Origin of the sequence: Arthrobacter zhaoguopingii (assembly GCF_009828605.1) — a bacterium.
Classification (GTDB): Bacteria; Actinomycetota; Actinomycetes; order Actinomycetales; family Micrococcaceae; genus Arthrobacter_D; species Arthrobacter_D zhaoguopingii.
This window is the reverse complement of sequence record NZ_WIAE01000014.1, coordinates 33096-52154: the sequence shown is the minus strand read 5'-3', so window position 1 is coordinate 52154 and position 19059 is coordinate 33096. Positions and strand designations below refer to the sequence as shown.

Sequence of the window (19059 nt, the reverse complement as noted above, 5' to 3'; positions counted from 1 at the left end):
TGCAGCAATGGTGCGCGCTCGGTCCACCGCGCACAAGGCCTATCCCGGAGCCCGCGGTAGTTGGTCCTGTCCACCCATGCGGCCGCGTTGGTAGGGTACGGGCATGACTTCTCAACTTGTACGTCCGCGCAACGGCAAGGTGATCGCGGGGGTCTGTGCGGCCCTTGCCGCCCGCTTTGGCATCTCCAAGACCCTGGTACGGCTGCTGTTCGTGATTTTCGGCCTGGTCGGGGCCGGGGAGATCGCCTACATCATCCTGTGGATCGTGATCCCCAAGTCGTACTGACACGACGAACTGGCTGGACGGGCAGGCCGACCCGGCATCGCCGGGCGGCCACTGACCGGTCGGAAGTCCGGTCAGGTCCGGCTTGACCGGACAAACTCCGGCCCGGTCAGGGACCCGACCACGCATACCGGATGTCCGGTGCCCGCTCCTCGTTACCGGTGCCGTCCGTGCGTTCGACGGCGACGAACCCGTGCCTCTCGTAGAACCGCTGGGCGCCGAGGTTTGACTCGAAGGTCCACAGCTGGAGTCCGGAGGGCTGCAGCGCCTTGGCGTGGCCGAGGAGTAGCGTGCCCACCCCGCGCCCCCAGGATTCGGGGGCGACGTAGAGCTGATCGATCCACCCGGGGCTGAGGCTGAGCAGGCCGGCGGCACGGCTGTCCCCATCCACCGCAAGCCAGGTCTGCCGTTCCGTGATCAGGACCCCGCGGACGAACTCCTCGTCCTCCGCCTCAGTATGGGCGGCCGAGGGCAGGTAGGCGGCGGCGGCCGTGCGGGAGCCCCGGAAGACGCGGATCGCTTCGGCAGCGTCCGCCGGTTCGGCGCGGCGTATCAACATTGCCTTTTCCTGTTCTCCGCGCGCCGAGGCGGCGCCGGTGCGGTCAACCGGTGGGGAAGGGGTCAGCCACCGGTCCTGCGTGGTGCCGCCGCGGCCCGGCCGGGAGCATCGAACGATTCGGCCTCGATGACCTCCTTGCGGACCTCCCCGCTGAGGGTTTCCTCGTGCGTGATGATTTCCTTGAGCACATGGATCCGCTCGACGGCGACGATCTCGGTCTGCACCACGGGGCGCTCCTGGTAGAGCACGATGGTGACCTCGTCCCCGCTGAACGCGGAGCCGACGGCGGCATACAGGTCGTCCCGGTCCGCGGCGGTATCCTCGTCGCGTTCCACGTAGGTGTACGACCCGCCGCCGGTGGAGGCCGCCCCGTTGGTGTGTCCGTTGCCGTTGCCGTTGCGGTGGCCCGGCACATCGTCGAGGGGGACGCGCTCGATGGAGAGCTCTTCCCGCCGGACCGGCACCGTGATGGTGACCTCCTCCGTGACGATCCTCTTCACCAGGCGTACCCGCTCGGTCTCCCGGATCTCGGTGCCCGCGCGGAGCTGCTCCTCGGAGCGGATCATCACGTGGTCGCTCTCAAGCCGGGACGTGGCGTGCTCATCGGACCGGTCATCGGAGACCTCGTCGACGCCGGGGAGGAGCCCGTAGTGGCGCAGCAGGTGCTTCTCCTCCGCCTGACTCAGGTGTCCGTCCTGGGACATGCCCGGGGCTGCGAGCACCGATTCTCGGGGGTAGGCGACCTGGACGTCGCCGCCCGACGTGGTGGCACCATCAAGCGGTACGAAGGACTCGGCGGCGGAGGCCCCCGTGTCCACGGTGACCCAGGTGGGCCGGCCCGTCGCATCGTCGACATACAGGCGCCCCAGCGGGCCGAGGATCTGCCCGTCCGCGCTCAGGACGTTGCCGCCGGCGCTGATGAGCTCCTTCATCTGTTCCTGAGTGATCATGGGGTCTCTTTCCGCAGTGGAGATGGTCCGGGATGCCTAATGCATTTCTGTCCCGAGGCTCCCAACAATATACCAAGCATGCTTAGTACACAGCGGGCTACGCCGCGCCGATGGCGGCGTACTAAGCAAGCGGCCTCCGCCCTACCCCGGCCGCCGCCGCAGGCATAGTGTTCAGCCATGAACGCGGAGGCCGGGCCTGCAGCGAAGCGGTGGTCCAACCGTTTGACCGCCGCGGCCCGGGCGCGCTCCGCTGGAAAGGCCCGGGCCGATTCGGTTCCCGAAGTGCGCCTGATCGACTTCCGCAGACCGTGGGTGCTGTCGCTGCTGGGAGGGTTCTTCGGTGTCGACCGGTTCAACCTTCGGCGCCCGGTGTCGGGGGTCATCAAGCTGCTCACCCTGGGCGGCGCTGGCTTCTGGTGGGCGGCCGATGTTCTGGCCCTCGCCCTGGGATCCGCGGTCGACGGCGGCGGCCACCCCCTGGCGGGGCGCCGCAGCCACCGTGCCGCGGCGCTCGTAGCTTCACTGGTGGTGATCCTTACCGCCTTCACCCTCGCCTCGGGTCCGGCGCTGACCCTGCTGCGCGCCGGTGGCGGGTCGGCCATGACAGCCCTCAGTTCCGTCCTTCCGACCAAGGAGCCTCCGCCCCGGTGGACCGAGGTGGCAGTGCTCGCCGGCGGGCCCGGACGGCCGGCGCCCGAACCATTCACCCTCACCGGAGGCGCTGCGCGGATTCAATACACCCTCGACGGGCCGGGATTCATCTACCTGCTGGCGGAGGGGACGCGCGGGGTGCCCGAGGGGGAGGAACCGCTGCTCTCGAAGCTTGAGGCGGGCTCGGGCACCTACACCCGGCGGGTGGATCCGGGGGAGTGGACGCTGATGGTCCTTCCGGCCGGGACCCGCTGGTCTGCCACCATCGACAGCTTCACCGGAGGCAGCATCGAATAGTCCCCGCCTCAGCCCTGCCGAAGGCGCTCCGCCGCCTCCCGGTACGCCTCGGCCGCCATCTCTTGGCGGGATGCCTCGGCCTGGTGAAGCACGCCGTACGCGAAGGTGTTTTCGCCGGAGCGGTGTGCCGCGCGGGCGGTTCTGGTGACAAATTCCTGGAACATGACGCTGTCGCGGTGGACGCCGAGGGCGTCCTGGATGTCCTCGGCGGTCGCCAGGACGGCAGCGAGCTTGCTGCCGAAGTCGAAGCCGGTGGCCGTGGAGACCGATCGAATGGCGTACCGAAGCCGCTTGGACCGCTTCCTCACCTCATGAAGGAGATGGATCCGCGCCGCGGCGTCCTCCTCCCCGGCGGCAGCGTCAACGAGTTCGAGCACCTTGCGCTGCTGGCGCTTGGCGGCCCGCCGGATGGCCTTCCGTGCGCTGTGCCCCTCCCGTTCGGCCGCCAGCGGCGGCCGGGCGGAAAATTCGTCGAGCACGGCAAGGAGCCGGAAATAGTCAGGGGAGCTCAATTCCCCAAGCAGTTCCCCGTAGGCCCGCCGGTACTGGGCCGAGGCCGTCCTCTGAAGCCGGCGGGCAACGTGGGCGGGAATCGATCCGTCCGGAAGGGCCTTCACGCTTCCAGGCACCCAGCCACGGATCACGTCGGCATCGCGGGCGACGGAAAGGGTATGTCCGAGCCGTTGTAGCCGGCCCTCAAGGTCCCGGACGGCGGCTTCATCGAGCAGCTTTTCGTACGTCTTGAGCACGCTCCGCAGGGTGCGGGAGCGCACCCGCAACTGGTGGACGGCGTCCTCTTCGTCCACCCGTACGCGGAGGTCCCAGGTCTTGAGCTCGGCCGCGAGTGTCGTAAACACCGGGGCGAGGACCGCGCCGATCGGCGTGCCGGTGTCCGTTGGGGCCTCCGGGACGGTGCTGCGGCCCGCCGCGGGCGGTGCGAGCCGCTCCGCGGGCCCGCCGGGGGAGGCACCCGCCGCGACCAGCAGGGCCTCGACGGTGTCAAGCAGCTCCCCGGCCTTATTGCCGTTGCCGTCGACGTCGCCATCGCCGTGGCCGCCGTGCCCAGGTCCGCCGTGCGCCGCCGGGTCAGGGAGTGCCTCCACCGTCCATTCCCGCCAGCCGGCGCCGTCAGCTAGTTCGACGGCGTCGTCCCGCACCTGCAGCCCGATGCCGTCGGATCCCGGGAGGGTGACCTCCCGACGCCGGAGGGCGAGGTCGGCCACCGGCCGCAGGTCCCGGTCGCGGACATGGACCCGGACCCGCTCAAGAACCTCCGGCGGGACGCCGCCGGCCTCCGGGGACGCAACCGAGAAGTCCAGCTGGCTCAACGCCGCGGGAAAGGTCAGGTCCCAGCGGGCCGCCGGCCCCTCACCGATGACGGCCACGGTGATCCCCGCGTGCGCCAGCTCCTGGTCGTCGAGATCCCAGTGGACGCGCCGAAGAACTGTGGTCCCGCCCTGCGGGGGTGTCCCCGCGCCGCCTGGCAGTTCCGGCAGGACGGCGGCGGCGTCGGCAAGATACCGGCGCGCTGCGGGCGCTTCTTTCCCCTGGGTCATGAGCCATTATGGTGCCGCCCGGCGCCGGAGGGCCACGGGCTTCCCTCCATGTGCGGGCTCTTGCGCCGACGGTGCACAGGAGGGCACGAAGGGAGGGTTTCCGGAGCGTACTCGTGACACACTGAACCCATGACGACTCCTGCTGAACAGCCAACAGACCGTCCAGCCGACAAGGCCGAAATCATCGAGAGCACCCCGGCCACCGAGGTGCCGGCGGCTAAGGTACCGGGCGTTGAGGTGAAGGAACGCACCCACCTGGGCATGAGAATCGACGACGCCTGGCTGGGCTTCCAGCGCCGGCTCGCCATCCGCCGAGGGCACGTGCAGACTGTCATCCCGTACACCGGTTATGGGACGACCAAGTGGGTTCGGGTGCTGGCCCGGGTGGTGCTGACCGATCCCCGCGACAGCGGTCCGGTAGAGGACAGCGGCCCCCTCAAGCCCTTAAAGGAGGGCATCCGCGGGTGGCGGAACTTCACCAGCGCTCCCGTGCGCGACGCCGTCGTGCAGGTGCAGATCAATGGAAGCACGCACACCGTCAAGGCCGACCACGGCGGGGTGATCGATGCCCGCATCGATGTGGAACTAACGCCCGGCTGGCACACGGTCCGGCTGCGGTCGGGCGATTCGCGGCTCGCCGACGCGCCCATGCGGGTGGTCGACGACTCAGTGGACTTCGGGGTGGTCTCCGACATCGACGACACCGTCATGGTCACAGCCCTTCCGCGGCCCTTCCTGGCCGCCTGGAACACGTTCGTGGTGGACGAACACGCCCGGACGCCGACCCCCGGCATGGCTGTGCTGTACGAGCGGATCACCCGCAGCATGCCGTCGGCGCCGGTGCTGTACCTCTCGACGGGGGCGTGGAACGTGGCACCTGCCCTGACCCGGTTCCTCTCACGCAACCTCTACCCGGCCGGCCCGAAACTGCTCACCGACTGGGGCCCCACCCGCGACCGCTGGTTCCGCAGCGGCCAGGACCACAAGCGCACCTCCCTCGAGCGCCTGGCTGGGGAGTTCCCGTCGGTGAAGTGGCTCCTGGTGGGCGACGACGGCCAGCACGATGAGGCGATCTACGCCGAGTTCGCGCAGCGGCATCCAGACCGGGTGCGTGCCATCGCCATCCGGCAGCTCTCGGCCAGCGAGGCGGTGCTCGCCGGCGGGCGGTCGAAGACCAATGCCGCCGAGCTGACCCCGGACATCGAGTGGGTGTACGCCCCGGATGGCGCCGGGATGTCCAAGCAGTTGGAGAAGCTTGGCATCATTGCCCCGGATCCCGACCCGGACCCCGTCCCCGAGCCCTTTCCTCACCGCGAGGACAGCTAGCGGGCGGGAACCGAGTCGAGGCGGATCGTCAAGAGGATCCGCCGGAGCCCCATGCCGAAGGTCGCCGCGGCGTCGATCCGTTCGTTGACGGCGCTGGCGTGTACCTGGCGGATGAGGGACTCGACCGAGTCTTCCGCGGTGGCCTGGGCTGACGCTTCGGGATCCCAGGCGCCAATGGCCTCCGAGGTCAGCCGGCTGGCCTCGGCGAGGGGTACGCCCAGGGCGGCGGGCAGCGGCGCCGCGGTCTCCGAGCGCCAGATGGCGCCGGAGAGCACCTCGGTGATGTCCTCGACGTAGAAGGTGATCCGTTCAAGGGACCGCAGGGCGTGGTAGTCGGCCTCAAGGTCCCGGCCGTTGCGGTAGCGGCGGAGGTTTCCCCGGCGGCTCGTATCGGCCAGCTGCACCGCGCTGCGTGCGTCCCGGCCCAGCCGGCGGAGCCGGTCCTGCCGGGAGGCCCACTCCTCGTGCTCGGGCGGCCAGCGTTCCTCAAGGGCTGCCCCCATGTCGCTGAGCTGGAGCGCCAGGGCGGAGCGAAGTTCCTCGAGGCTCTGGATAACGCCGTTGAGGTGCAGCGGGGGGAAGACCAACGCGTTCACCGCAAGCCCGACGGCGACGCCGACGAGCATCTGGATCGAGTACCCCAGTGAATAGGTGTTGGCGTGGTCGCCGCCCAGCAGCAGCACGAAGAGCGCCGCCATCGGTATCCAGTCCCGTCCGGCGCCCAGGCGCGGAAGCCCGGCCAGCAGCACACCGAGCCCGACGACCAGTCCGACCGTCAGGCTGGTGGGGTTGCCAAGCAGGATCACCGGGAAGGCCAGCAGGATTCCGGCCCCGAGCCCGATGAGGGTCTGGAGGCCCGTCCGCGCCGAGCCGGCCACCGTGGGGTACATGCACACGAGCGCCCCGAGCGGCGCGTAGTACGGGTAGCTGGAGGCCACTCCGGGGACCAGCAGGGCCACCCACCAGGCGATGCCGGCGGCGATGGCCGCCTTCAGGGCGAGCAGGACGCGCCCATGACGCAGGTACGCGCCGAGGCGTCGTGGCAGGGGCCGGGGGACGGTGGGAAGTGGTGAAGCCATCCCTCCAGTATTGCAATGCGGAGTGGGCCCGGTTCGACCGGCGGCCCGGTCGGGGGCCCGGCCGGGGAGCCGTGGCGGTGCCCTTCAGGCCTCTGCGGCGCCTTGTCCGGCCGACGCTGCGACCCTCGCCGCAATGTCGCGCAGCTGGATGTTCCGGGCCGGTGGACAGCGAGGTTGGCGAGGTCGTAGAGGAAGTCCTTCACATCGGTGCTGTCCAGGACCAGGTCCCTCAGCGCCGGGGAACGTCCCGGAGCATCGGTGTTCACTGCCCGCTCGGCGTGCCTTCGACGTCCCTGTCCTGGATTCTGTGCCCCGTGGTCAGCCGCGCATCCGCCGGACGAGGACTCCGCCTGCTGTCGCCAGGGCGGCGGTGCCGAGCAGCGAGCGCTGCACCGACCGGCGCCTGCCGCTCCACCCGCCGGTCACCGCGGTGTCGCGCCGGTCCGCGGAGGGTTCGTAGAGGTTGCCGCTGGTGGCCTCGGCCGACTGTTTCCTCGACAGGTGGGTCTTCTCCACCTGGTGGGCCATTGCGGTCTCCACCTTCGCGGGGGCGAACCGGTGCTGGCGCACCATCGAGCGGCCGATCCTGCCGACGACCACTTCGCCGCGCGGCGAGTCGACAAGCTTGTAGATGGCGACGGCCACCTTCTGCGGGCTGTACACCGGCGGCATCGCCTGGGCCCGGCGGCCGGTGTAGTTGGCCGCCTGGTTGAAGAAGGGGGTGTCGATGGTGGCAGGAAGCACCGTGCAGACGTGGATTCTGCGGGCCTTGGCGAGCAGCAGTTCCGAGCGCAGGCTCACTCCGAGGGCGCGGACTGCGGCCTTGGACATCGAATAGGCGGAGGTGTACGGCTGGGGGACGACGCCCACGATCGAGGCCACATTGATGAGCACGCCCGAGCCCTGGCTGCGCATGTGCTGCAGCGCCACCCGGGCGCCGTGCACGTAGCCCATGATATTGACGTCGATCACCCGGTTGAAGTCCTTCAGTGGGACCTCAAGGAAGGGCGCGAAGAAGGAGACAGCGGCGTTGTTGACCCACACGTCGATGCGGTCGTAGGCCTCCACGGTCCGCGCGGCCAGTTCCTGGACGGCCTCGGGGTCGCTGGTGTCGGTGGGCACCGAGAAGGCCCGGGAACCGTAGGCCTCGCACTCCTCGATCAGCCCCTCGAGGGCTTCCTCCCGTCGGGCGGCCAGGACGAGGTCCGCGCCCCTGCGGGCGAAGTGGAGGGCTGTCGCGCGTCCGATCCCGCTCGATGCACCGGTGATCACGACGACTGGCTGCTTCTTGCTCACTGGGTTCTCCCTACCTTGGGCATGAATTGCGGCATGAACTGCGGTATGGACCCCGGCACGGCCGGTGGAGCGGGTGGACGGCTGGGGGCCGCCCACCCGCTCCGAGGCTACCGAGGCACGGAGGGCCCGACAACGCTTTTAGAGGTCCGCAGGAGGGGGTGCGGATCGTCAGGAAATGTGTTTCGGTTCGATGCTCCGCTGGCGAAGGATGTCGGCCAGCTGGTCCATGAAGAGCCGCACCCGGACGTTCTGGCGGTCCCCGGTCTGCAGGGCGAAGATGCTCCGGGCGAGCCGGATCTCCGGGACGTCCAGGGCGACGATGCCGGGCGGCCGGTTCAGCATCGCCAGATCTGGAACCAGTGCGGCGCCGAGCCCCGCGGCGGCCATTTCGAGGCTGGCGTTGAAGTCGTCGCAGTATGCCACCACCCGCGGATGGAGGTTGCAGCCGGCGAACAGGCGCTCGATCACCGTGGCGTCGGCCGTGCCGGGATGGTGGAGGATCCACGGCATGTCGGCCAGCTGGTCGGCACTGACCGTGGATCCGGCCCGGATGCCCCAGGCCTCGGGCAGGACCACCCGGAAATCGTCGTCGCCGATCCACTGCCGGCTGACGCTTGAGGGCCAGGCCAGGCCCGCCTGGCCCACCTGGTACACGAGGGCGAGGTCGAGTTCCCCGCCGGTGCGCAGGCCCTGGATGGTCTGTGCGGGTTCGGCGACGTACACCTTCAGGTGGATCCCGAGGGACTTCCACTGCTGGGTGCTGAGCAGCCGGGGCAGCGCATAGGTCGCCAGTGAGGGGAACAGGCCCAGGCGGAGCTCCTGGGACGTCTCGGCCTGGGCGCGGGCCGTGGAGGCGAGCAGCGCGTCGATGTCCGTGAGCACCTTTGCCGCATGCCGGGACATGACGACGGCGGCCTCCGTGGGCACGGCGCTGCGGGCGCTGCGTTCGAAGAGGGTGGCACCGGTGTCCTTCTCCAGCGCCGACATCTGCTGGGACACCGCAGAGGCGGTGTAGCCGAGGGTGGTGGCGGCTCCTGCGAAGGACCCGTGGCGGATCACCTCGAGCAGCGTCCTCAGATGGACGGGATTGACCATGGGCGGTCCTTTCCGGCGAACGATGGCGCGATGCTCCGGTGCGTGGGGCGGCGGAGCGATCCACAGGTGGGGGGACTCCGAACTTTAGCCGAGCCGGTGCCCGCTAAGTCGAGCCCGCGGTGCTCCGCACGGAATGTGTCGTGCCCTGCGCGGCCGGGACGGGAGCCGGGTGCGGGTTGGCGCTTCTACCTCTGCTACTCCGGGGCAGGTTTCCAGGCCGGGTAACTCGACGTGCAGCAGTTCCTCATCGACCGCCGGCCGTAGGGCCCGCGGCGGCCCAGGGGTGTGCCCTCGGACACCCCGCGGAAGGTCACCGCGACACGCCGAGAAAAGGACGACACAGGCAATTTTTTGCTGTGTGCAAGTACTCCACAGGGTGTGCACCCAGGGGTGCAGATCGGCGTAAATCCGCGGGTCCGAGAGGGCCCCGCCTGTGGATTTCATGTGGACTCAGGAGCGGGTGAATGACATACTTGTAATACATCATGTTGGGGTCTGTATCGGTGGCCCGCACTAGATGTAGTATCTAGATATCGAATCAACCGCTGGCCGGGCAGAGACCGCAGGGCCGGAAATTCCCCGGAATTTCCCCCTTATCGGGACGCTCCACCACCACCCACGGACACGGCAATACAGCAGCATCAAGAAGGGGACAGGGACATGACCGTAACGGTTTACACCAAGCCAGCATGCGTACAGTGCAACGCCACCTACCGGGCTCTGGACAAGAAGGGAATCACCTACCAGAGCGTCGATATTTCACAGGATCCGGCCGCACTGGAGCGCCTCCGCTCGATGGGTTACATGCAGGCACCGGTCGTCATCACTGACAAGGACCACTGGTCCGGTTTCCGCCCCGACAAGATCAACGAGCTGGCCGAGCTGTCCGTCACCTCCGTCGCCTGATTTTCCTGCCTTCGCAGGACCGGGCCGGCCTATCCCGCCGCTCATGACAACCACCGTGGATACCGAGACACCCCGCCTGGAGCAGACGGCTTCTGGCGGGGTTACCGATGCGCCGCTGATCTACTTCTCGTCGGTCTCGGACAACACGCACCGGTTCGTCACCAAGTTGGGCATGCATTCGGCCCGGCTCCCGCTGCTCACGAAGGATCCTACCCTCAAGGCGCTCCAGCCTTACGTGCTGGTCCTGCCCACCTACGGGGGAGAGTCCGGCAGGGGAGCGGTGCCGCGGCAGGTCATCAAGTTTTTGAACAATGAAGGAAACCGCTCGCTCCTCCGGGGAGTCATTGGAGCGGGCAATACGAATTTCGGGGAAACCTACTGTCTGGCGGCCGACATCGTCGCCGCCAAGTGCGGGGTCCCCGTCCTATATCGGTTTGAACTTATGGGGACGTCCGATGACGTAGACCGGGTACATCAAGGATTGGAAGAGTTTTGGACATGAGTGTTGCTGAGACGGACACCGCTGGGGCCACAAAGCACAGCGTCGATGCCCGCTACAAGGATCTGGGCTACCACGAGCTCAACGCGATGCTTAACCTCTACGGGCCGGACGGAGAGATCCAGTTCGAGGCCGACAAGGAAGCCGCACACCAGTACTTCCTGCAGCACGTCAACAACAACACTGTCTTCTTCCACGACCTCGAGGAGAAGCTCGACTACCTGGTGAAGAACGAGTACTACGAGCGGGAAACCCTCGACCAGTACACGATGAACTTCATCCGGGACCTCTACAAGCGCGCCTACAGCAAGAAATTCCGCTTCGAGACCTTCCTCGGCGCCTTCAAGTTCTACACCTCGTACACGCTCAAGACGTTCGACGGCAAACGCTTCCTGGAGCGTTATGAGGACCGTGTCTGCATGGTGGCCCTGCACCTGGCCGCCGGCGACGAGACGCTCGCCACCCAGCTCGTCGACGAGATTATCGAGGGCCGATTCCAGCCGGCCACCCCGACCTTCCTCAATGCCGGCAAGGCCCAGCGCGGCGAGCTCGTCTCCTGCTTCCTGCTGCGCATCGAGGACAACATGGAGTCCATCGGGCGCTCCATCAACTCCGCCCTGCAGCTGTCCAAGCGCGGCGGCGGCGTCGCCTTCGCCCTGACGAACATCCGCGAGGTCGGCGCGCCGATCAAGCAGATCGAGAACCAGTCCTCCGGCGTCATCCCCGTGATGAAGCTCCTCGAAGACAGCTTCTCCTACGCCAACCAGCTCGGAGCCCGCCAGGGAGCCGGCGCGGTGTACCTGCACGCCCACCACCCGGACATCAACCGGTTCCTCGACACCAAGCGCGAGAACGCCGACGAGAAGATCCGCATCAAGACCCTGTCCCTCGGCGTCGTCGTCCCCGACATCACCTTCGAGCTGGCCAAGCGCGACGAGGACATGTACCTGTTCTCCCCGTACGACGTCGAGAAGGTCTACGGCATGCCGTTCTCCGACGTGAACGTCACCGAGAAGTACTACGAGATGGTCGACGACGCGCGGATCAAGAAGACCAAGATCAAGGCGCGCGAGTTCTTCCAGACCCTCGCGGAGATCCAGTTCGAGTCCGGCTACCCGTACATTATGTTCGAGGACACGGTGAACCGGGCGAACCCGATCGAGGGCAAGATCATCATGAGCAACCTGTGCTCGGAGATCCTGCAGGTTTCGGAGCCCACCACGTACCACGACGACCTGTCCTACGCCGATACCGGTAAGGACATCTCGTGCAACCTGGGTTCGCTGAACATCGCGAAGACGATGGACTCGCCGGACTTCGGGCGGACCATTGAGACTGCGATCCGCGCCCTCTCGGCCGTCTCCGTGATGTCGAACATCACCTCGGTTCCCTCGATCGCCAAGGGCAACGAGCAGTCGCACGCCATCGGCCTGGGCCAGATGAACCTTCACGGCTACCTGGCCCGCGAGCGGGTCCACTACGGTTCCGAAGAGGGCCTGGACTTCACGAACATCTACTTCTACACCGTGGTCTACCACGCCATCCGCGCCTCGAACCTGCTGGCGATCGAGACCGGCCGGACCTTCGGCGGCTTCGAAAAGTCCAAGTACGCCTCGGGTGAGTTCTTCGACAAGTACACCGACCAGACGTGGGTTCCGCAGACCCCGCGCGTGGCGGAGCTGTTCAAGGACGTGCACATTCCCACGCAGGAGGACTGGCGTGCGCTGAAGGCCTCGGTCATGGAGCACGGCATCTTCAACCAGAACCTGCAGGCCGTGCCGCCGACCGGTTCGATCAGCTACATCAACAACTCGACCTCCTCGATCCACCCGGTGGCCTCGAAGATCGAGATCCGCAAGGAAGGCAAGCTGGGCCGCGTGTACTACCCGGCTCCGTACCTGACGAACGACAACCTCGAGTACTACGAGGACGCGTACGAAATCGGCTACGAGAAGATCATCGACACGTACGCTGCGGCGACGCAGCACGTGGACCAGGGCCTGTCCCTGACCCTGTTCTTCAAGGACACCGCCACCACCCGCGACATCAACAAGGCGCAGATCTACGCCTGGCGCAAGGGCATCAAGACCATCTACTACATCCGTCTCCGCCAGCTCGCGCTGGAAGGGACAGAGGTGGACGGCTGCGTCAGCTGCATGCTCTAGTCACCTAGATTGGGTGGGTCGTTCCCGAGGGGATGACCCACCCACCGGACCTCCCACAACGAAGGCATTGAGAAAGCCGACTGCAGGTATTGCATCGAAGACTCAGCCGAACCAAGTTTTACCTCAGAAAGCGAGTCGGAGTCATGACCGAAAAACTGAAGCTTCTCAGCCATGTTGAGGCGATCAACTGGAACCGCATCCGGGACGAAAAGGACGTGGAGGTCTGGAACCGCCTCGTCAACAACTTCTGGCTGCCGGAGAAAGTGCCCCTGTCCAACGACGTCCAGTCCTGGGCCACGCTGACCCCGGACGAGCAGCAGCTCACCATGCGCGTGTTCACCGGGCTCACCCTGCTCGACACGGTGCAGGCCACCGTAGGTGCCGTCAGCCTGATCCCGGACGCCATCACGCAGCAGGAAGAGGCGGTGTACACCAACATCGCGTTCATGGAGTCGGTGCACGCCAAGAGCTACTCCTCGATCTTCTCCACGCTGGCCTCCACCAAGGAGATCGACGAGGCCTTCCGCTGGTCCACCGAGAATGTGAACCTTCAGAAGAAGGCGCAGATCGTCATGGACTACTACCAGGGCGATGATCCGCTGAAGCGCAAGGTCGCCTCCACGCTGCTTGAGAGCTTCCTGTTCTACTCCGGGTTCTACCTGCCCATGTACTGGTCCTCACGGGCGAAACTGACGAACACGGCCGACCTGATCCGCCTGATCATCCGCGACGAGGCCGTGCACGGCTACTACATCGGGTACAAGTTCCAGAAGGGCCTTGAGGGCCAGTCGGAGGAGCGCAAGCAGGAGATCAAGGACTACACCTACGAGCTGCTGTTCGAGCTGTACGAGAACGAGGTCCAGTACACGCACGACCTCTACGACTCCGTCGGTCTGGCCGAGGACGTCAAGAAGTTCCTTCACTACAACGCCAATAAGGCGCTGATGAACCTGGGCTACGAGGCGATGTTCCCCTCCACCGTCACCGATGTGAACCCGGCGATCCTGTCGGCGCTCTCACCGAACGCGGACGAGAACCACGACTTCTTCTCCGGTTCTGGCTCGTCGTACGTGATCGGTAAGGCAGTCAACACCGAGGACGACGACTGGGACTTCTAGTCTGATCGGATATGTAGGCCCCATTGAAAGAATGACGGTCTAGCTGGAAGATGCGGCGCACCTAGTTGGAAGTCATCCAACTAGGTGCGCTTTTTCGTTCGACGAGGTGCATCGATTTCGGGCGGTCTCCGTGAACAGGCAGTCGTGCTGCACGCAGATACGTGAGTCGATGAGCTGGGATGGCGGCCGCGAGCCGGGGCCCGCTGCGGGGTTTGCACCGACCTGCGCGCTCCGGTCCCTAGCGAACGGGCGTGCCGGACGAGTCGACCCGGAAACTCTCGATGACTTCATCGGTTTCGGTGTCGATGATGACCACCGACTGTTGGGGCCATGCAGGGTTCACTACCACTGAGTACTCGACGTCATCCGGATCGACAGCCGCGGCCCGCCCGTTCTCGTCCCGGGTGGAAGCGTCCACGACCTCGCCGGTGTCGGTGCGGACCGCCACGGTTTCCTTGGGCAGGCCGGAGGTATCGCCCGAGACAGGGGTGCTGTTCCACCACCCTTCATAGCCCCCAACGGTGGGCTCCGGCGAGAAGGCGGAGCCTCCGGCGGCGCCTACAGCCGGTCCAGCTCCAACCCCGCAGGCGCTCATCAAAAGAGCCCCGGCTAGCAGAAACCCTGCGGTCACCGCCCCGTCAGCCTTCATCGTTCATCCCCCATGCGTCGAATTCCACAACCCAACCCCAGGAAGCTTCCACGCCCGCTGAGTAGGAGCCCATGGGACGCGATGGTGAAGGACCGAACTCGGATCCTATCCTCGAGGAGTAGCGGATGTGGAATCGTTCGGGATTCTGCCTGTACGCCGTCCCTCAGCCGCGCTTCCCCGGTCGGGTCCGATGCTGGCTCCCGTCAGCGCCTGGCTACTGCAAAGGCGTCATAAGAAACTCCGAGTACCCGTGCGACGGGTTCTCCCAGAATGTCAATTCTCGTGGTCCTTTGGTCCGCACAGTGAAAGCACCTCCCCGAATAGTGCGGTCTGGGGCAGGATACGAAGTGTGGTCAAGAAAACGCCCGATGAGGCAAGCTCCCAGGTCCTGTCCAAGAAGGACTACAAAAAGGAACTGCTGCGGTTGCAGGAAGAACTGGTCGCCCTGCAGGAGTGGGTGCGCAAAACCGGGACGCGGCTGGTGATTATCTTCGAAGGACGCGACACAGCAGGTAAGGGCGGAACGATCCAACGCATCAGCGGTGCGCTCAACCCGCGCTCCTGCCGCGTTGTTGCACTCCCGGCGCCGACGGAGCGCGAGCGGTCGCAGTGGTACTTTCAGCGCTACATCGCCCATCTGCCGGCGGCCGGCGAAATGGTGCTCTTCGACCGGTCCTGGTACAACCGGGCCGGGGTGGAGCGGGTGATGGGTTTCTGCACTGACGAGCAGTATGCCCAATTCGCCGACACTGTGCCCCTGCTCGAGGAGGCACTGATTGCCGACGGTATCGTCCTGGTGAAGTACTGGTTGAGTCTTTCCGACTCCGAGCAGCGCCGTCGATTCCAAAGCCGCATCGATAACCCGGCCAAGCGATGGAAGCTGAGCCCCATGGACCTCGAAGCGCAGGCCCGCTGGGTTGACTACGCAGAGGCCAAGGACAAGATGTTTGAGTTCAGTGACACCGAGCGCAGCCCGTGGTGGGTGGTGGACGCCGACAATAAGAAGGAGGCCCGGCTCAACCTGATGGCCCATCTGCTGTCGCTGTTGCCTTACGAGCAGCCGGAGTTGCCGGACATCGAGTTGCCCGACCGCCAGGACCGGAACTACGAGCGGCCGCCGTTGGACCGCCAGCGGTTCGTGCCCCAGCGCTACGAGATCGAAAAGTCGGAGAAAGCGCCGAAGGGCAAGGAGAAGGATTCCGCCGAGCGTAAGTCCGGTTGAGTGGATCAATAAGTCCCGCTGAGTGGATTACCCTGAGCGGATGTGCCGACACTACGCGCGGTGGTCTGCTTCTACATCGCGTTAGGGCGACGGGACTTCGCTCAGAGGAATGGCCGCAGAGGCCGGAGGACTGTTTCGGCGAACCAGGCGGCGGGGTGGCGGCGTTCCCACATCTGGGCGGACAATTCCAGGCAGTTCGCGCTGTCGGTCGCGAAAATTTCCTCCATGTCCGCGGCAAAGTCCGGATCGTGGACGATGAGGTTGCTCTCGTAGTTGAAACTGAGGCTCAGCCGGTCAATGTTGGCGGTGCCGACTATTGACCACTGACCGTCGATGGTCGCGGTCTTGGCGTGGATCATGGCGTGGCGGTAGAGAAGCAGCGTGATCCCTTCGGCCAGCAGCGCGGAGTAGAACCCGCGCGAGAGCCAGTCGGCCAGCACATGGTTCGAGTTTTCCGGCACGATCACCCTCACATCCACACCGCGCTGGGCTGCCTCGATCAGCGCGGTGAGGATTTGCTGGTCGGGGATGAAGTAGGCGGTGGTGAGATAGATGTGGTCCCTGGCGCGGTGGATGGCATCAAGATAGACACTGCGGATCGGGTAGACCAGATTGGCCGGGACGTTGTTGACGGCGTGCAGTTGCGAATTCCACGCCGCAAGATGCGAATGCGGCAGCTTCGGCTGCGGCCCCCAGGGATGGTTCCACAGGGCCGTGAAGGAATGCCCCAGTTCAAAGGCGGCAGGCCCGGTGAGACGAACGTGGGTGTCGCGCCACTGTGTGGCATAGAGCGAGCCAATGTTGTATCCGCCGATGAAACCGGTTTCGTCATCGACCACCAGCAGCTTGCGGTGAGTCAATCCGGTTGCACGCAACGGGGTAAGGAGCAGACGCGGGCGCACGACGGGAAAGCGGAAGACGTGCACGGCGGGGTGGAAACGGTAGAACGAGGAGGGCACGACCAGGTTGCCGAAGCCGTCGTAGATCAGGTACACCTCGACGCCGCGTTCTGCAGCAGCGTTGAGCGCGTCCCGGAACTGCTGGCCCACGCCGTCGTTCTTCCACAGATAGGTCTCCATCAGGATGCGGCGCTGCGCGCCATTGATGGCGGCGAGCATGTCGCGGTAGAGATCCTCCCCGTAGGTGTGAATGCGTGTGTCCGTGTCACCCACGGTGTGTTCGAAGATGCCAGGCCGTGGGAATCTGGAGCGCCGGACCCGGGATCGGCGCTTGAGCGCGTCCGCGGCGATCAGGATGGCGATCACGGTCGCCTGAACCGCGATGAAGCCTCCGAGGGCGCGCAAAGCCACGGTGCGGAGACCACGCGGGTGCAAGAAGGAAGGAGGGGCCACCGGTTCAGCCTATCCGCGCCCGTCGACGGACTACCAGCGCTTCTGCCGGCCGGATATTACTTCACAACGGATGATTCGTTGCCCGGAACCTCCCACCTCTGGTCGCGGATCACGAGTTTTCAGCGACCGCCAACCCAGCATTCCAGCGCCCCACAGGACGAAAACATCAAGAGACTGATGAATCATTTCCGTGGCACCCGTTCCTCCGCTCTGTCAGCGGCGAAGGAAAGTTCGAGAAACTGCAAGGGTATGTGGGAGCAGGTCCCACTTTCCGCCGGAAAAAGCCCCGGCGGCGAACTCAGCAAACGGTGTTGTCATTCTCCGTGGGGCCACAGGGTCAGATGTGAACCAAAGCGACGATGACAACGGCGACGCGGGCCTGTGGGGCCTCCTGGGCCTTCTCGGACTGGCAGGCCTGCTGAAGAGGAACAAGAAAGAGCACGTTGACCATGTCCGTACCGTGGGCAGCACCACGACCAGTGACACCCGCACCGCCGGAACCACAAGCACGACAGGCACGACGGGCACCACCGGCGTCAACGATCCGACCCGCCCCGGTTACTAGGCCGCATAATTCGGAGGATCTGAAATGAAGATCCACGCGCCGCACACAAGGGCCCACTCATCCACGAGTGGGCCCTTGTGCGATCATCGCCCTACTGTCGGACGTTGTGTTGACTGACCGTTACGTCCTCTATGCCGGAGCGCAAAGGCCGTGGCGACATTTCCCTCAGAACAGCGGCCAGGGAACTGCCGGCATCCCACCGCTCGGAGCCGGAAACCGCGCCGCCCGGCGCAACCGGGTGCAGCGCGCGGCGAGTGCAGCGATTTCTTCTTCGGTGAGCAGGTCCGCCAGGCTGCGGCCCAGCTCACCGTGCAGTCCTTCGCTGACCCGCTCGATGCCGTCGAGTTCCTCGGCGGTCAATGCATGTCCCAGCCACCCCCACAGCACCGTGCGCAGCTTGTGGTCGCTGTGAAAGGTGAGCCCGTGGTCCACGCCGTGCCGGTGTCCGTCGGTCATCGCGAGGATATGGGCGCCCTTGCGGTCGGCGTTGTTGACGACGATGTCGAACACCGCCATGCGCCTGAGCGCCGGCGAGTCTTCGTGAACGAGGGCGACCATCCGTCCGTCCTCATCCTGGCCCTCGAGAACGGGCTTCCACCCGGTCTCGGGCACCTTGTCCGTCGCGACTAGGTCCACGGCGTTATGGGCGGGGTCCTGTTCCTGCCAGAGCTGCACCATTCCTTCGCCCAGCGGACCGTCGCGCAGCCAGGTCTTCGGCACGACGTTCCAGCCGAGCACCTGGGAGACGAGGTAGGCGGCGACCTCCCGCTGAGCCAGGGTGCCGTCGGGAAAGTCCCACAACGGGCTCTCGCCCGCTATCGGCTTATAGACGACCGCGATTCCGGCGATGCTGCCCAGGAAGGTGGCATTCGACGCCGTCGTGATGCGGCCGGTCAGTGTCAGGTCGGCGGCCGCCAGGTCGGGTGCCGGCATCAGTCCTCGGGAAGGGTGCAGGTATGCCCGTCGGCGTCCATCGGGTAGCCGCAGAGCGGGCAGATCGGACGCCCGGCACCCACGACCTCGCGGGTGCGCTTGGCGAACGCGCGGGCCGTGCCGACCGGCATCCGCACCCGCAGCACTTCGGAGCCGTCAGCGTCGTCGTCATCGAGGGTTTCGGCGTCGTCATCGGCTTCGAGGTCGGCCAGGGGGTAGGCCTCGACGACGATCTGAGCCGTCGTCGGGTCCCAGCCCAGGCTCATCGCGCCGGTCCGGAACTGCTCCTCAACGGCGTCGAGCTGGTCATTGTCGACAAGTTCGATCGGAGTACTCGTGGGAACGCTGAAAGGGTTGCCGTCGAGTGTGCTGAGCTGATCGAGGATTTCGTCGATCTTCTCCGCGAGCTGCGCGGACTGCTGCTTCTCCAGGGCGATACTCACGATCTGCTTCCCGGTGCGCGCCTGCAGGTAGAACGTTCGTTCCCCCGGAGCGCCGATGGTGCCGATGACGACCCGGTCAGGCCAGGGGAACTCGTGAACGATTGTAGGCATAGGA

19 protein-coding genes are annotated in these 19059 nt (G+C 66.0%); 9 read left to right on the top strand and 10 right to left on the bottom strand.

What is annotated here, in order from left to right; translation table 11 throughout:
• Positions 1-103: 103 nt before the first annotated feature.
• Entirely contained in the window at positions 104-286 is a 183-nt protein-coding gene (locus GVV77_RS15445; protein ID WP_159619830.1) for a PspC domain-containing protein, read from the top strand.
• 106 nt (positions 287-392) lie between these two features.
• On the opposite strand, the gene GVV77_RS15440 is transcribed toward GVV77_RS15445, so the two are convergent.
• A complete protein-coding gene (locus GVV77_RS15440) occupies positions 393-842 on the bottom strand; it encodes a GNAT family N-acetyltransferase (RefSeq protein WP_159619829.1) in 450 nt (149 codons plus the stop codon).
• Positions 843-904: 62 nt separating this feature from the next.
• On the bottom strand, positions 905-1792 hold the full coding sequence (locus GVV77_RS15435; protein ID WP_159619828.1) for a YsnF/AvaK domain-containing protein: 888 nt from the start codon (positions 1790-1792) through the stop codon (positions 905-907).
• Positions 1793-1969: 177 nt separating this feature from the next.
• On the opposite strand from GVV77_RS15435, the gene GVV77_RS15430 reads away from it, so the two are divergent.
• On the top strand, positions 1970-2740 hold the full coding sequence (locus tag GVV77_RS15430; protein ID WP_159619827.1) for a TM2 domain-containing protein: 771 nt from the start codon (positions 1970-1972) through the stop codon (positions 2738-2740).
• Between the two features lie 8 nt (positions 2741-2748).
• On the opposite strand, the gene GVV77_RS15425 is transcribed toward GVV77_RS15430, so the two are convergent.
• The gene (locus tag GVV77_RS15425; RefSeq protein ID WP_159619826.1) at positions 2749-4296 is read right to left on the bottom strand and encodes a CYTH and CHAD domain-containing protein; all 1548 of its coding nucleotides are present in this window, start codon (positions 4294-4296) and stop codon (positions 2749-2751) included.
• Between the two features lie 129 nt (positions 4297-4425).
• On the opposite strand from GVV77_RS15425, the gene GVV77_RS15420 reads away from it, so the two are divergent.
• The gene (locus GVV77_RS15420; RefSeq protein ID WP_201291432.1) at positions 4426-5622 is read left to right on the top strand and encodes an App1 family protein phosphatidate phosphatase; all 1197 of its coding nucleotides are present in this window, start codon (positions 4426-4428) and stop codon (positions 5620-5622) included.
• Here the strand turns inward: GVV77_RS15420 and GVV77_RS15415 are convergent.
• The 3 genes from GVV77_RS15415 to GVV77_RS15405 form a co-directional block, all read right to left on the bottom strand.
• Positions 5619-6701 (bottom strand): FUSC family protein, encoded by a 1083-nt coding sequence (locus GVV77_RS15415; protein ID WP_246199861.1) that lies wholly within the window; start codon positions 6699-6701, stop codon positions 5619-5621. The two genes, GVV77_RS15420 and GVV77_RS15415, sit on opposite strands and share 4 nt — an antisense overlap.
• Before the next feature lie 318 nt (positions 6702-7019).
• Positions 7020-7997 (bottom strand): SDR family oxidoreductase, encoded by a 978-nt coding sequence (locus GVV77_RS15410; protein ID WP_159619825.1) that lies wholly within the window; start codon positions 7995-7997, stop codon positions 7020-7022.
• A gap of 168 nt (positions 7998-8165) precedes the next feature.
• Positions 8166-9092, bottom strand: a complete 927-nt coding sequence (locus tag GVV77_RS15405) for a LysR family transcriptional regulator (RefSeq protein ID WP_159619824.1) — start codon at positions 9090-9092, stop codon at positions 8166-8168.
• A gap of 660 nt (positions 9093-9752) precedes the next feature.
• On the opposite strand from GVV77_RS15405, the gene nrdH reads away from it, so the two are divergent.
• The 4 genes from nrdH (at position 9753) to nrdF (ending at position 13780) form a co-directional block, all read left to right on the top strand.
• Positions 9753-9998, top strand: a complete 246-nt coding sequence (gene nrdH, locus GVV77_RS15400) for a glutaredoxin-like protein NrdH (protein WP_120168950.1) — start codon at positions 9753-9755, stop codon at positions 9996-9998.
• Positions 9999-10041: 43 nt separating this feature from the next.
• Positions 10042-10500 carry a class Ib ribonucleoside-diphosphate reductase assembly flavoprotein NrdI gene (gene nrdI, locus GVV77_RS15395; RefSeq protein ID WP_159619822.1) on the top strand — a complete coding sequence of 153 codons (459 nt, stop codon included), beginning with the start codon at positions 10042-10044 and terminating at the stop codon, positions 10498-10500.
• The gene (gene nrdE / locus GVV77_RS15390; RefSeq protein WP_120168954.1) at positions 10497-12662 is read left to right on the top strand and encodes a class 1b ribonucleoside-diphosphate reductase subunit alpha; all 2166 of its coding nucleotides are present in this window, start codon (positions 10497-10499) and stop codon (positions 12660-12662) included. The genes nrdI and nrdE overlap by 4 nt, the downstream gene beginning before the upstream one ends.
• 143 nt (positions 12663-12805) lie before the next feature.
• On the top strand, positions 12806-13780 hold the full coding sequence (gene nrdF / locus GVV77_RS15385) for a class 1b ribonucleoside-diphosphate reductase subunit beta (RefSeq protein ID WP_120168956.1): 975 nt from the start codon (positions 12806-12808) through the stop codon (positions 13778-13780).
• Between the two features lie 238 nt (positions 13781-14018).
• Here the strand turns inward: nrdF and GVV77_RS15380 are convergent, their stop codons facing one another.
• Entirely contained in the window at positions 14019-14429 is a 411-nt protein-coding gene (locus GVV77_RS15380; protein ID WP_159619820.1) for a hypothetical protein, read from the bottom strand.
• A 349-nt stretch (positions 14430-14778) separates the two neighbouring features.
• Here GVV77_RS15380 and ppk2 point away from each other — a divergent pair, with 349 nt between their 5' ends.
• Positions 14779-15651 (top strand): polyphosphate kinase 2, encoded by an 873-nt coding sequence (gene ppk2, locus GVV77_RS15375; RefSeq protein WP_246199860.1) that lies wholly within the window; start codon positions 14779-14781, stop codon positions 15649-15651.
• Positions 15652-15752: 101 nt separating this feature from the next.
• On the opposite strand, the gene GVV77_RS15370 is transcribed toward ppk2, so the two are convergent.
• Positions 15753-16961, bottom strand: a complete 1209-nt coding sequence (locus tag GVV77_RS15370) for a phospholipase D-like domain-containing protein (RefSeq protein ID WP_246199859.1) — start codon at positions 16959-16961, stop codon at positions 15753-15755.
• 385 nt (positions 16962-17346) lie between these two features.
• Between GVV77_RS15370 and GVV77_RS15365 the strand changes: the two genes are divergently transcribed.
• A complete protein-coding gene (locus tag GVV77_RS15365) occupies positions 17347-17568 on the top strand; it encodes an LPXTG cell wall anchor domain-containing protein (RefSeq protein WP_159619818.1) in 222 nt (73 codons plus the stop codon).
• 165 nt (positions 17569-17733) lie between these two features.
• On the opposite strand, the gene GVV77_RS15360 is transcribed toward GVV77_RS15365, so the two are convergent.
• Together GVV77_RS15360 and GVV77_RS15355 are read right to left on the bottom strand one after the other, a co-directional pair.
• Positions 17734-18501: an SCO1664 family protein gene (locus GVV77_RS15360; RefSeq protein WP_159619816.1), complete on the bottom strand. Its 768-nt coding sequence runs from the start codon at positions 18499-18501 to the stop codon at positions 17734-17736.
• A complete protein-coding gene (locus GVV77_RS15355) occupies positions 18501-19055 on the bottom strand; it encodes a DUF3090 domain-containing protein (protein ID WP_159619814.1) in 555 nt (184 codons plus the stop codon). Before GVV77_RS15355 ends, GVV77_RS15360 begins: the two co-directional genes overlap by 1 nt.
• Positions 19056-19059: the final 4 nt, after the last annotated feature.